The following is a 13826-nucleotide window of genomic DNA, read 5'->3' on the forward strand; positions in this document are numbered from 1 at the left end:
ATCACAATCGTTCCCAGATCGCGGTTGTCAGAGTTGCTACCAGGAGAGATGGCACCCCCGGTGCCGGGATTCGCCGGGTACGCGGTAGCAGTGAGCGACATCTCCCACACACGAAGTTATCTCGAAGAGAACGGTTTACCGATAGCGGAGACGAACTCGGGTGACATCTTCGTACCGGCGGCCGCGGCGCTTGGTGCTGCTATCGTGTTCAGAAAAGCGTAGTCGCGAAAAGCAAACAATCCGTTTTAAATTGAAACAGAGGTAGATTAAGACTTAAAAAATACTAATTTCCTGTAAGTGTTTTAAAAGATACAAAACAACAGTTTACGGTATAAAAATAGTGCTATCACCAAGAGGAATTTTTCACTTTCCCTTAGGATAGCACTATACTACATTAATATAGCTTAAATATAATACCATGAAGTGTTCGCATAGTGGCTGCTTAATTCGATTCAGAAGTTGTGTAGTTTTTCTTAACGATATCTTTTATGTTGATAATTAAGGATATAAGAAATCCAGCAGCTAGGATGCCGTTAACCCAGTAATATGTATTCCCTGATGTGAATTTATTATAAAAGGAATCGACATTATAATATACTAATCCTGCTGAAAGGACGGTAGCAATTACTAACGTACCAAAACTTTTCATATTTTCCACTCCGTTTCTAAAGATTAAGATTCTTACAAAAATTATACAGGGAAATTTATAGATTTAAAATATTTTATGAAAGAATTACCATACGGAGGGGTTATGACGAATTTCTTCCTAAATCGAAGTAATATGCCGAGAGTAGAAGAAGATTGGAGATAATTCCAGTCTTCTTTTTGTTGGGACGCTGCCCCTATCCAATGAAAAGGAAAGACAAATCAAGTATCTATTGTATATTTTTAATCAAAGTGGATACCCCTTTAATAGGAGGTGTTTTCATGCGAGAGAAAGTAATTAAAATGTATGATTGCTCTTATTACATAAATGAGATCTCTGAAGAATTAGAAATTACACTTGATGATGTACTAAATGTTCTTGAAAAAAATATTAATGGTTTTCAATACAATGGAGCAAAAAGATTTTCTCAATCTCATTTAAAACGTATCTTAATTGAGTATGTAGACAAAAGGATAAGTTCTAAAATAATCTCCAAAAAATATGGACACTGTGCTAAAACCGTATTAAAAATACTACATGAAAACAAAATATCTTTAAGATCAGCAGGTACTAAGAAAATATTTATAGATGATGAGCCTGCTATCATAAAGAAGTACTTAGATGGAACGCCAACCAGAATTATCGCCTCACATTATAATGTTAGATCAGGTACGATACTACAAGTCTTACATAAAAATAATATTGTAATTGAAGAATACAAACCGACTTTAGAATCTAGACAAGCTTTTCGTAAATATAATTGCAACACTAGTTATTTTGAAAAACTTGATTCGGCTGACAAAGTATATTTTTTAGGATTGTTTGCAGCTGATGGTTTTTTTCGAAAAAACTCAAAAACAGGTGTATTAACAGGAATAAGTATATGTCTTAAAGAATCATCACATAACATTTTAGAATTGTTTTTAAAACATATCGATAGCACTGATGAACTACGAGATGGATCTTATAAGTATACCTATAAAGGAGTGACTAAACTTTTACTATGGAAAAAAGCAATTGTTCATTCGAAAATTATGGCCGAAGATGTTCGAAAACAATTAGAACTACCACTGATATTTCATAAAACGTTTGATATTAAATACCCGACAACCATTCCACCTGAATATGAACGCCATTTTTGTAGAGGGCTATTATGTGGGGACGGTAACATAAATCCTCAAAGTAAAAAAGTTACATTTTATGGGACAGCAAAAATTTTAGAAGGCGTACGTAAAGCGATTTGTAGAAATTGCTCCGTAAGTTATATGAAAATCAAACCTAAAGTTACAAAAACCTCTATTTCGGAAAATACCCTCTATGAGTTAGCTTGGAGTGGAAAAAGGCAAGTGTTGACTATTTTAGATTGGTTGTATGAAGATACAAATTTGTTCATCAAAGAAAAATATAATACATACCGTTCTATAGATAGACAGAAAGGGATATTGGATATTACAGAAGTAATTAGCATAGAAGAACTTATTTCACTTCGTAAAGATTTAGGTTTAAGTCAATTAGCTGTATCGCGAGCCATATCATGTTCTAATAATGTTATTAGTGAACTTGAAAGGAAGATTAGAACATCTATGAACACTCCCATAGCTAAAAGATTACTAGACCTTTATCAAGTAAAGTATGACCAAAACCTACTTTTTTATTAGCTATGAATAAAAAATACCAAGCGTCTAATCATAAGACGTTCTTTTTTTTGATTGGAAAACTCAAAATAACAGTAACAACCGTTTTTGATAATTTTAACAAGCATTAAATTTTTAATCATCAAGATCTTTACTTTATTTTTATGAAAAACACCTTATTGTTAGGTATAGTGAAGCAAAAATACAGGTTGTTGCCGTTTCTGTTCTGTTACTACACAAACCCCTACTTCTTCATCATGTGCTCTTATATCTTTTTTAAATTGATTCACAACATCTTTATTAAGATGGGGCTTTATGATTTCCTGTAATTTTTCATCTTTATCGAAACCAACTTCTTCTTTATTATTAACTTTTATTTTTTCTAACTCTGAGTTTTTTCTTTCAACTATATTTTTTAATGCTTTTTCAATTACAATTGCTTGTGCTGCGGAGAAGAATAAAGAATAGTCCTCTTTACCATTTCTCACAATAGAAAAATCTACACCTAATTTTTTAAATTCCTTTTGATAATCCTTTAATTGTTCCTTAGTTAAGTTTTTATCTAAAGCAATAACACCACCAGTGTTACTATGTTTTTTAATAAGCCCATTGAATTTTTGTTTACCATCTTTTGTGTTTCCATCAAGGATATAATCTTTTGGATCTTGTTCTTTATTTTCAAGTAACTTTGTCAATGCTTCTAAAATCCGTAATAAAGCTTGCTCCAATAATTTAAAGGTTTGTGCTACGACTTCGAATGCAACCTGTGTATGTTCATCTATATTCAGATACCAATCCCTTTATAAATTATTTAACTAAATTATACCATATTTCGGTTTAAGGTGTTATAATTTTCAGAAATATTTATTGAGGTTTTAGCAAAGGGCAAGCTACGGGATTACCATGGTAATCCCCAAAAACGTTGTTTTTGACTTGGTAGGAGATTCCTACGACCTTTACAAATATATATAAGCGATTTTTTACAAAATCACTTATATATTTGTTGTCGCTTCGCTCGATTAATTAAAAAATTGGTGGTGAAATTATGGGATTTATTCATAAAACATATTTACAAATAACGTTAGATGAAAAAGATAAAGAAATGATTAAAAATAAAGCTGTAGAGTTAGGATATAAGTCAACTTCAGCATTTATTATTGATTCAGCAAAAACACATTTTAAACTTAATGTTGATATGAAAGTTTATAGAGATTTAACTAAAGAAATTAACTATATTGGTAAGAATATAAATAGCTTAATTAGAAGGATCAATACAGACGGAATTTACACTGATAGTGATATTGATTTTCTAAGAGTTAATCAGAAAAAAATTGTAAATTTAATCAATACCGAATATGACCGACTAATTGATTTGAAAACCAAGTTTAATAGCGATAGCTTGAGTAAAAAACAAAAGGAAAAATTAATACAATCGTTAGCCGAAAACCAAATACAGATACCAAAAAAATTAGTGCTAGAAGAAGTGTATGAAAAGATAAAAGAAGATTTTGTTTATATCATAGAATGTATAGAAAACTCGCCTGAACAGAATAAAGAAGTAACAGAATATGTTTGGCAATATTTATATGGAGATACGCTATATAAGTTAGATGATAATCAATTAATAAAATTGGCCGATAGCATTTTTATTTTTGCGCAGAAATTAAAATTTAAGTTATCCAAACTTGATAATATTTTTTCAGATGATGATTGGTTTGAGCTGAAAGATATATTAGATGAATATGAAATTTATTAAGTAGGGATTGATTACAATGTCTATTGTGAAAATACAAAAAGTCAAAGACTTGAAAGCTGTCATTAATTACAGTATGCAACCTCATAAAACGAATGAGGAATTAGTTACATCTTATGAGTGTTCTATAGAAACAATAGATAGGGATTTTAAAAGTGTTTTAGTTGATTACAACGAAAAGAATAATAGTGATAAAAACATGAGCGCAAGAATGATAATTCAATCGTTTGATAGTAATGATAATTTAACGCCGGAACAAGTTCATCAATACGGCGTTGAATTTGCTGATAATTATCTAAAAGGCAATCACCAATATACAGTCATTACACATACAGAAACAGATAATTTACACAATCATATTATTTTCAATGATATTGATTTTAATAAATTAAAAATGTTTGATTCAAAGCGGGTAAATACTTTGGATCGATTACGTGAAGAAAATGATAAAATCTCTGAAAAATATGGTTTGTCCATAATCGAAGAAGGAAGAAAAGAAAGAAAAAAATATTTAGCTTTTACCGAATATGTAGCTAGATCAAAGAAGGAATCCTTCAAAGGAAAATTAGAAGAAACAATTGATAAAAACATATCAAAATCAAGTTCGTTTGATGAATTTTTAAGCTTGATGCGGAAAGAAGGATATGAGCATAAACAAGGGAAATATCTATCGTTTATGAATCCGAAGTCAGGGAAGCTTATGCGAACTAAAACAATGGGGTTTAATTACCTTGAATCCTCTATAAAATACAGAATAGAAAATAAAGGTTATTCACCGATCAAAACAAATGTAATTAACAGACAATGGATAGATAAGTCACAAGAGAAATTTAAAAATAATAAAGGGCTACAAAGATGGGCTACTAAACAAAATATTAATTACCTAAATGAATTAAGCTCTAAGCTATATAAACAGAATATTTCACTTTCGGAACTTAATGAAATTGAAGAAAATAAGGAAATGTTAATTAACAGCTTTGAAAAGCAACTTTTAGGTATTGATAATGAAATTTTCAAATTAAAGAAAATGAAGGGTTGTTTCCAAACTTATAAAAAGAGCTATCCTCTAATCGTGGCGTATAAAAAAGCTGAAAGTAAAATGGCGTTTAAACAAGAACATTATCATGAATTTAAACAGTATGATGTTGCCAAGCGTGATATGAACTATCTAAAAAAGAATTATGATATAACTGATGAATCTGAATTACATTATAAGTTGTCATTAATGACAAAAGAACGAAATTTACTTTATGGAAGTTTGGGAAAAGAAAAAGAAGTGGGAGTAAAAAGACAAGAGCAACAAAAACAGCAGCAACAGCGTAGGAAAGAAAATGAAAGATAAAAAACTATATGACATCAAAAAAGGATATTGTATAGTACCTTGTGAATGGATTGAACTACCCCCACTTAACAGTCTAACGAACAGTTTGAAGTGGGGGATTCCTACGAACACCAAGATATCACTCGACTTTATGCGTAGGCAATCCCCGTAGTCTCTACGGTTATAAGCCTTAAGGCCTCTTTTCTCAGATTCTACTTTTCTAAACCAATCACATCCTTTTTTAGAATACTAGTATCAGTATGGCCAAGTTTAGGAAATTACTTGCAAGAGCTTTAGAGTTTTTGCACCAGGACTCTTTTTTCGGTTCTGGTGCAAACATTTTTTGAAGATATAAAGAAGTAAAGAGATTCCTAACGGAATCCGCTTTTATGCTAGAATACCGAATATTTGATGAATGAGGTTCACTTGATTTTGGACAGACTTCTCTTGAGAGGTTTGTCCTTTTTTCATCATATGTATGGCTTCAATTCCAGCAAGTATCCATTTGGCAGTCCGAAAGGACTTTAAACTTAACATAGTACGTATGCGTTTCTTGATAAAGCGGTGATCCTGTTCCACAATGTTATTTAAATACCGAATTTGCCTCACCTTCACACCTATCGGCATGCTTTTTTCTTCATGTAATGCTTTGATAGCAACAGGATATGCTGGGTTCTTATCAACTGTAATCACTCGAGGTGTTACGGTATGACAGGAAGCCAAGGCTTTCTTCAAGAAGCGCTTGGCTGATTTAGCATTTCTATTCTTGCTCAGATAAAAATCAATGGTATTTCCTTCAGAATCCACAGCACGATACAGGTACATCCATTTTCCTTTGACTTTTACATATGTCTCATCGACTCTCCAAGAATCATTGGTTTTCTTTAAATAGCGTCGAACTCTTTTGCCTAACTCAGGGCTATATTGATGTACCCATCGCATGATGGTAGTGTGAGCAATGGACAGACCTCGCTCCTCCATCATTTCCACTAAATCACGAAAACTTAGATTGTACCGTAGATACCATCTTACTGTTAGCAAAATAGTATCAGGCTGATAGTGCTTCCATTTGAACGAATTTTGCTTATTCACACTGAACACCATCCCTTTTCTAGATTGATAGTATCAGTATGTTCAAGTTTAAGAGATTTTTTGCACCAGAACCCTTTTTTCTATATTCTAAAACATTTTTTAATAAGACAACTTTATTTCAAAGCAACAGCATAGCGTCATACCGGTTCTAATTGATGAAGAAGAGCAGCATAACGTTATGCTGCTCTTTTGTCTATTAATATGTATCATTTAACAATTGTTGAAATGGCTTGTTTATAGATTAATTGTTGTTGCCTATTAACCATCATTAGAACAGTATATTTATCCATTGCAAGGACTTGTCCACGTATTGGAACACCACTCTTTAAAAATATGGAGATTTCTCCCTTTTCCGATTTCAACTTTTCGTATAAATCTTTCTATAAATTCTGCATGTAACTCCCTCCCTTTTTATAATCGTATTTCTGTAGGTGTGTAAAAATTATATATTAAGTAATAGTTTTTCGTTTGTGAGTCCTTGTAACTTGTATCAGAGAGAGAGTATTGACGAATAATAAAAAAAATTCGAAATCTTTTTTATGGAGTGATTCCAAAAGATTATTTTCAGTGACCCTTTTTGATTGGTGCAGCCATTGAATAAAACTTTCCACATCGTATATATAGCGCTTAATCGTAGAGGGCTTTCTTCCTTTGTTTAATAAATAAGAAGAAAAGCCTTGTTTTGTATTTTGGTGTTCTCTTGTAATGATACTGATTTTTACCCCTCCCTATTTTCATATCTTTTTATAATATTAAACTGTCTTGTTTGCAAGGCATCTTAGGAGAAATAATCACTAATTTTCAAAAATATAAATCTAGACTGTAGAATTGCTTCTTTACAAGAAATACCATAAAATAATATAGTACAATTAATAATTATATTTTTATATGTACAGAATTCATAATATGAATGCAAGGTTTCAAAGGTCTGTTTGTTTTTTTCAGACCTTTTTCTATGTTTTAACGATGAATATTATAGTATGTAAGTCTGATCCATTCATAATTAATCTTTTGGAGGAAATACCATGCAAAATGAAACTAAGTTTTCTAGGGGACAAAAAAGTATAATTGCCTTTGTTTTTGTAGTGCCATTATTAATCAGTTTATTTGTTTGTTATATGATTTTTGGTGATTTAACTGAAGTTGTTTCAAAAATGTGGGGCTATAGAGGGAAGTCTAATATTACGGCTAGTTCTGTACCTGTAACATCCCTTTCATACATATTTACAATTTTGATTGCATTTTATGCTTTATGTGCCACATCATTGTTTAGTTGGTTAGTATGGAAGGTAAGTAAAGGAAGTTTAATAGTTTCTCAGCAATTACAGGAGTTAGAGAATAATCGTGATAAAGAAATAGTTAGAGAAAATGCACTTATTGTTTATTATGATCTTCAACGAGGTATTTCAAATTTACGAAATATATATATAAATTGTGTGTTAAACGGAACTGAAGCTAAACTAAATAGAATTTATTTTAGCACCGAATGGATTAAAAATGTAGCCAACTTAAGAGATGGACTTACAAATCAAGAGTTGAATAGGGTTTACAAATTGTATGAACAATTTTACGCTTTGCAAAATATATTGGAAGAATATAAAGTAAATGAATCAAATGATGAATTAATAGAATTTATTGAGGAACTATCCAAGGAAGTATTCGCTGATTTTATTCCAGTTGCATTAATGGATAAACTTAAGGTATCTTCAGTTGATGAATTAGTTGATATTGATTTGTATATTATATTACAAAAAATTTATAGTTTAACCTTTATATCTTCTGAAGAATCTAAGGAAAATGTAGTAAACGGAAAAACAGTTTATGAAACATATATAAATGAAGTGCTTTTCTTTGTAGGTGATAGCAAAAAAGCATTTGTAGGTAATGGAGAGCTTTATAATACTAATGGAGACATAAAATGTTCTGGTCATTTTAATTCAAAACAGTTTATTAAAGATACTATTTATGGATATTACGAATCTACAAAAAAATGTTATGAGATTACATATGAAGCACAATTAATAAAAAAGGGGTCTTTATATAAATTGACTGATGATGGTGGTAAAGAATATTTCTATAATGGTGAATTTAAAAATGGTAAAGTTTCTAATGGAATCGCAACCTTATTTCATAAAAATAAAAAAATTAGTTACCAGGGAGAAATCAAAGATGGTTATAGAGAGGGTCAAGGTACAGATTATAATGAGCTAGGTCAAAAAATATTTGAGGGTATTCGGAAAGGGCATGCTCATTATAATGGTATCCGCTTTGAAAATGGTAAAGAGATATTTAATGGTGAATTTAAAAATGGGCTACCATGGAATGGAACAGTTTATGGGCTAGATTTATCATACAAAGTTAAAAGATTTGAAGGAGAGATATATGAAGGTCAGCCTACAGATGGAAAAGGCATAATTTTCAACGGAGACAAGGAAGGTAGAAATTTAGTTGACATAGAAGCGTATGAAGAGTGGCTAGAGGAATCAGCGGAGGAACAAGTTAGAGTTCAAGAAGACCCAAAATATATGGAGTTTCAGGCTGAAAGTCATGCAAGTAGGGAAAATAGTAATCGACGTCGGACTTATGATTATTGGACTGAATATATTAACGCTGAATGGAATGAAGGTATTGTAACTAAAGCTGAGGATAAAGAGATGAATAAAACAGTATTATAAAATTGCATTTGACACATGTTGCATAAATAATATGATGATGTAATCATTTTCAATCTGAATTAGGGTGTTTTTGCCCATCTCCTCGAAAAGGGGGAATAAGAAAAAATAAAAATCTTTTTAAAAAATGAAAGTTAATAATTTTGTAAGAATTACTGCAAGAAATTTTGTTAATTAGGATTATTAAATTTATGGTTTTTCATGTTATGATTAAATCAACTGATATCGTTAGGGCGGTCGGATTGCTATCCTTTCTCAAGGAGAGGGGGTGCATATATGGAGATCGCTACATTGATTGTGCTAGAAATCTTAAAAACTTTCATTAAAGAAGTAGTTACTTTCGGATTTAATAAATTTACTTCTAAAAATAAAAAAAAGAAAACTTCCCGTCAGCCTGGTAAGCAAAGGAAGTCTTCTAAACGAAAATAATATTTAGCAACCGATCGATTTACGATAACAGTTACTAGAAGAGGTGTTGGCGCATCTCTTCTTTTATTATGGACAAACATATACTACTGTAGTACAAACATAAAATACTGTAGTTTAAACACAACAGCTATTATACTAAACATAATAACATACAAACAGACTTTTTTGTTACAAAAACAGGCTAAATACATGACAGACTGTAGAATACAAGCTTTAAACATAAAAGAGATGAAGCTCTTCTTAATACACAAATTCCCCTTGTAATAACGCTCGATTGATTTCCTCTAATGTTCTAATAGCGCGTGGACCACGTTCTTCGCTTTTTCTAAGATGATATGTAACTTTTCCCCCACAGTGATTTCTTTCTCCATTTGTAATTCCCTCTAGTTTATTGGTATATTTTGGTGGTTGTTTTTTAATCGTTAGATATTAAATCAGTCTTTCCCGAAAAGTAGGAAAGACGCTGCTAATGATTAGCAACTTCTTTCGAATCGATTGTATGTAGTTAATGAATATAGTATAGTAACTTATTAATTCGATCATTGAAACTTACTATTAATTATTGATATTAGTAAGTGTATTAACTTACTTTTATTATTACAAAGCTACATCTTTTTCAAGTAAGTGACTTCACATTTCAAATTAGATTCGGAATGTATCAAGTACATTATCTTTTTCTTCCGCGGTTAAGATTGGCCGAGTTACTTTGTTTTTCTCCTTGATGATTTCACGTATACCAGCAAACTGTTCAGGCATTGCTGCGAATGGAGACCATTTGACCATACCTCTTCCTTTTGGCATATTAGCGTTTTTCACGATTTATGTCCCCCTATTAGTGTGTTTCTATGTCTAGCTGTAGCGCTATGCGTGTAGGAAATCCCTCTTAAAATACTGTTCTTCCCAAATCTTGTGCGTATTTCATCCATTACTTTTGTTAACCTCACTTCTTGTTCTCTCTTTGGTACGTTATCGAAAAGAGAAATTTGTTCTTCTCCTTCTTTAAGTAAATTTGTTAAGGATATATTTATACTGCGAATGGGTTCACCAGTATATTGTTGATGTAAAAAGTATGTACAAATTTTATAAATATCCATTGTTAAGTTAGTTGGACGGCTTAAAGTATGTGTTTTGCTAATGCCACCGTTATAACTCTTGCTATAACCGACAGAAAAATGAACGGTTTGGGCAAGTTTATTTTGTCTTCTAAGCCGATAACAAACTTCTTCTATATGTTCCAGTAGAATAATTGGAAATTCTTCTATTGTGTAGTCACGCATTAAAAGTTGGCTTTTTCCAACAGAAGTTGTGGCAGGAACATATTTTTCTGAAATGCGACTAAAGTCGATTCCGTGGCTATGTAAGTGTAATTCTTCCCCAATCTTGCCAAAGCTCTGTTTTAAGTATTTAAGGGGATAATTGGCTAAATCTCCAATAGAGTATATTCCCTTTCTATTTAACTTTTCTTCTGTTTTATATGATATACCCCAAAATATATTAAGGGGTCGTATGCTCCATAGTTTGGTAGGTATATCCTCGTACTGCCAAAAAACAATTCCATCTTTGTTCTTCTTAGCTTCAATGTCTAGGGCAACCTTACTCATGAGTGGGTTAGGGGCAATTCCGATGGTACATTCAATTCGTGTATGATCGTATATTTCACGCTTGAATTTCATGGCGAATTCATATGGATCTTGGGAAAATAAATGAATACTATCCGTAATATCCATGAAGAATTCATCAATGGAATATTGGTGAAAATCCTCAATAGGAACGTATTGCAAAGCTAATTTTGTTATGTAATTGGAGCATTTAATGTAAGTACTCATAATTGGATTTACAACAAGAATGTCTTTTCTACGAGGAATCTCGTATAATCTTGCCATCTTCTTTACACCTAATGCTTTTAATGGTGGGGTTGCAGCTAGAACGATTGAACCATTTCTATTCACATCACCTACTACAGCCAATTTTGTATGCATAGGATCTAATCCCATTTTGATGCAACTAACTGAAGCGTAAAAACTCCGTAGATCCACACATAAAATGATTCTATTCGGTAAGATTGAATAGTCATACACTGTGACTCCTCCTTAAATAAAGAACGTCTGTTCCTATTATACACGAACTTACGTTCTTTTATGAAGGGGATTTGCAATATAATAGAAAAATTTATAAAAAAATTCATGATTAATTAATGGATGCATTAAACTTCTAAACAAGGTATGGTTTTGTCTGTATAGAAAAATAGTTATAAAATATATATTTAAAATGAATAGAAATTAAACAACTTTAAAGAGCCTTACTACAATAAAATGTAGTAAGGCTTTTATTTTTTTATAATAAAATTAAATAATTTTATTATTACTTTACAATTGGATTTATGTAAATGTGTAAATATTTTTTGGATAAGAGCTGTTAATTATTTGAGTATCCTCATTAGAAAAGATGAAAGGTCATTCTAAGAATAAAAGTTACAACAATAGTTGCAACTTTTATGTGAAATATTAATCTGCCTTAATCTCTTCCCAGCACTCATCACATACTTTGTCCGTGGAGGAATTCAATGTTTTTCCACATTTCTTACATTCCCCTACACGGTTAGGATGCTCACAATATAGGCAAGTGCCTATTTCAAATCCGTTATCTTCTGATAAATTGATACTGTATTTATTACATTGTTCACAAGGAAAAGATGCTATGTTATCTTCTTCTATTTCAGGCATAAAATTCTCCATAAAATAGCAAATCTCTGTTTCAATTTCTTCGATGTCGTCAATATCAAGCTCTGCCTCATTGTCTGGCATATATGTTCCTTGATCATCATCAAAGTATGAACTCCCGTTTGTGAATGTGATTTTAAAGGTGGTTTGCGGAGTGTTGTTATAAAATAATATAAAGTTCACTGTACTTACACCACATTCAGAACTATCAATTGTTACTTCTGTTGCCATGTGTAGTGTACGATCAAAATAACTATTGGTGATTTCGAACGATTTTTCATTATTTAATAAACTTTGTTCTTTAAATTCTACCTCGATATCACTACGGTAATAGAACATTTCTTGTAAATTTTCAAACGCTTCAGAGACTATCGCTTTAAACTTTTCTAGGATTTCATCTTCTTCTAGGATTTCTACTGCTGCTTCTTCACGTATTTTTCTACGATAATGGAGTTCTGCTTCATAATCTCCCATCATTTGCATAACTTCTTGTTCTTCTAGTTTTTCAAGATATTGTTCCATTTCCGAATCTAAATGGGTATTGAATTTTTTTTCGGCTTCTATAATAATTCCTAATAACTCTTCCATGTTTTTTCTGTATTTTTTAAACAGCTTTATATCAATTAATTTATTATGAGCTACGTGATTTCTATCCGCGCAAAATCCTTTCCACTTGCCTATAAAGTAATCTAAATTACAAGAAAACCATGGTTCAAAGAATTCTTTACCAAAGTCCTTATCTACTTCCAGTGTATCCTCTAAAATATCTGTTAATTTTTCTTTATGTATATCTAATTTTTGCCCATTTAATATATCACTCATAATATATTGAAAATCTTGAATACCCAGATTGTTTGTATTTGGAGAAGCGAATAAATTAACTTCTTTTACTTTATGTGTTTTAAATGTCAAAATACTTATTAGATCTCCGGTATCTATAGACATTAAACTTGTATGTATATTTTTGAAACTATGTGAACGATTTTTAAATTGTTCATCTCTCTTTTTATATCCATGTACAAGATTGGTAGGCATATATGTTTCCCACCAATTCCCACCTAAATTATAGAATAAAATTGTGTTAATTAATCTTCTTAATGCGTTCTCAACTTTATGAACCTTGCCGTATAATATATCTGAAAACTCTTCAGCTTGTATATCTTGTAGCCACAGACATTCTTCCCATTCAACTAGCATTAGATCTTTTAACTGGGTTTTTAAATTATGTAGATTCGAATCTAAGCGATTCAAATCATCTCCAGATATCTCCACTTTTAATTGTGAAATTGTATTTGATCTGATATAGGTGAAAGAGATAATAAATTCATATATATCATCTATCGTAATTGAGCATTTTTTAGTTTTAGTATTGCTCGAAAAAAAATTAAAATCATTTGTCCTCAAATCTTTTTTGATGTTTTCTAAAAGCTTTTTCGTATAACTTTCGAAATCAAACTCTGATCTTGAATTCTTTAAATTAATCATTACGAACTGTACTAATTCGCTCATCATGTAGTCCCCCAATAAATTTTTAAAAATAACATGCACTTAATGAAAGA

10 protein-coding genes and 3 pseudogenes are annotated in these 13826 nt (G+C 31.2%); 6 read left to right on the forward strand and 7 right to left on the reverse strand.

The features are described from left to right. Nucleotides 1-222 (forward strand): annotated as a pseudogene (locus BAQ48_RS28075) (VOC family protein); the annotation flags it as partial. Nucleotides 223-442: 220 nt separating this feature from the next. Here BAQ48_RS28075 and BAQ48_RS03340 read toward each other — a convergent pair. Continuing rightward, entirely contained in the window at nt 443-649 is a 207-nt protein-coding gene (locus BAQ48_RS03340; RefSeq protein ID WP_071709970.1) for a hypothetical protein, read from the reverse strand. A 278-nt stretch (nt 650-927) separates the two neighbouring features. Between BAQ48_RS03340 and BAQ48_RS03345 the strand changes: the two genes are divergently transcribed. Further along, on the forward strand, nt 928-2304 hold the full coding sequence (locus tag BAQ48_RS03345) for a helix-turn-helix domain-containing protein (RefSeq protein WP_071709971.1): 1377 nt from the start codon (nt 928-930) through the stop codon (nt 2302-2304). Nucleotides 2305-2462: 158 nt separating this feature from the next. Here BAQ48_RS03345 and BAQ48_RS03350 read toward each other — a convergent pair whose 3' ends face one another. After that, a complete protein-coding gene (locus BAQ48_RS03350; RefSeq protein WP_242660429.1) occupies nt 2463-3008 on the reverse strand; it encodes a DUF3801 domain-containing protein in 546 nt (181 codons plus the stop codon). A gap of 317 nt (nt 3009-3325) precedes the next feature. Here BAQ48_RS03350 and BAQ48_RS03355 point away from each other — a divergent pair, with 317 nt between their 5' ends. Next, complete coding sequence (locus tag BAQ48_RS03355; RefSeq protein ID WP_062922883.1) at nt 3326-4036, forward strand: hypothetical protein; 711 nt, start codon at nt 3326-3328, stop codon at nt 4034-4036. 16 nt (nt 4037-4052) lie between these two features. Continuing rightward, entirely contained in the window at nt 4053-5375 is a 1323-nt protein-coding gene (locus BAQ48_RS03360; RefSeq protein WP_071709972.1) for a relaxase/mobilization nuclease domain-containing protein, read from the forward strand. Between the two features lie 366 nt (nt 5376-5741). On the opposite strand, the gene BAQ48_RS03365 is transcribed toward BAQ48_RS03360, so the two are convergent. Beyond that, nucleotides 5742-6446, reverse strand: coding sequence for an IS6 family transposase (locus tag BAQ48_RS03365; protein WP_071709973.1), 705 nt, complete (start codon nt 6444-6446; stop codon nt 5742-5744). A gap of 206 nt (nt 6447-6652) precedes the next feature. Continuing rightward, nucleotides 6653-6826 (reverse strand): annotated as a pseudogene (hfq, locus tag BAQ48_RS03370) (RNA chaperone Hfq); the annotation flags it as partial. A gap of 645 nt (nt 6827-7471) precedes the next feature. Here hfq and BAQ48_RS03380 point away from each other — a divergent pair. Further along, entirely contained in the window at nt 7472-9121 is a 1650-nt protein-coding gene (locus tag BAQ48_RS03380) for a hypothetical protein (RefSeq protein ID WP_071709974.1), read from the forward strand. A gap of 273 nt (nt 9122-9394) precedes the next feature. Then, nucleotides 9395-9547, forward strand: a complete 153-nt coding sequence (locus BAQ48_RS27820; protein WP_084064381.1) for a hypothetical protein — start codon at nt 9395-9397, stop codon at nt 9545-9547. Between the two features lie 669 nt (nt 9548-10216). On the opposite strand, the pseudogene BAQ48_RS27440 reads toward BAQ48_RS27820, so the two are convergent. The 3 genes and pseudogenes from BAQ48_RS27440 to BAQ48_RS03395 all read right to left on the reverse strand — a co-directional run. After that, nucleotides 10217-10363: pseudogene (locus tag BAQ48_RS27440) on the reverse strand (YolD-like family protein); the annotation flags it as partial. Further along, nucleotides 10360-11625, reverse strand: a complete 1266-nt coding sequence (locus BAQ48_RS03390; protein ID WP_071709975.1) for a Y-family DNA polymerase — start codon at nt 11623-11625, stop codon at nt 10360-10362. The gene BAQ48_RS03390 and the pseudogene BAQ48_RS27440, both read right to left, overlap by 4 nt. Nucleotides 11626-12051: 426 nt before the next feature. Further along, the gene (locus BAQ48_RS03395; protein ID WP_084064382.1) at nt 12052-13779 is read right to left on the reverse strand and encodes a hypothetical protein; all 1728 of its coding nucleotides are present in this window, start codon (nt 13777-13779) and stop codon (nt 12052-12054) included. Nucleotides 13780-13826: the final 47 nt, after the last annotated feature.

The organism is Bacillus luti, assembly GCF_001884105.1.
In the GTDB taxonomy this organism is placed as follows: domain Bacteria; phylum Bacillota; class Bacilli; order Bacillales; family Bacillaceae_G; genus Bacillus_A; species Bacillus_A luti.

Bases quoted from the DNA above. Each gene is read 5' to 3' on its own strand.
- BAQ48_RS03340 (WP_071709970.1), bottom strand. From the start codon at position 649: ATGAAAAGTTTTGGTACGTTAGTAATTGCTACCGTCCTTTCAGCAGGA.
- BAQ48_RS03345 (WP_071709971.1), top strand. From the start codon at position 928: ATGCGAGAGAAAGTAATTAAAATGTATGATTGCTCTTATTACATAAAT.
- BAQ48_RS03355 (WP_062922883.1), top strand. From the start codon at position 3,326: ATGGGATTTATTCATAAAACATATTTACAAATAACGTTAGATGAAAAA.
- BAQ48_RS03360 (WP_071709972.1), top strand. From the start codon at position 4,053: ATGTCTATTGTGAAAATACAAAAAGTCAAAGACTTGAAAGCTGTCATT.
- BAQ48_RS03380 (WP_071709974.1), top strand. From the start codon at position 7,472: ATGCAAAATGAAACTAAGTTTTCTAGGGGACAAAAAAGTATAATTGCC.
- BAQ48_RS27820 (WP_084064381.1), top strand. From the start codon at position 9,395: ATGGAGATCGCTACATTGATTGTGCTAGAAATCTTAAAAACTTTCATT.
- BAQ48_RS03395 (WP_084064382.1), bottom strand. From the start codon at position 13,779: ATGATGAGCGAATTAGTACAGTTCGTAATGATTAATTTAAAGAATTCA.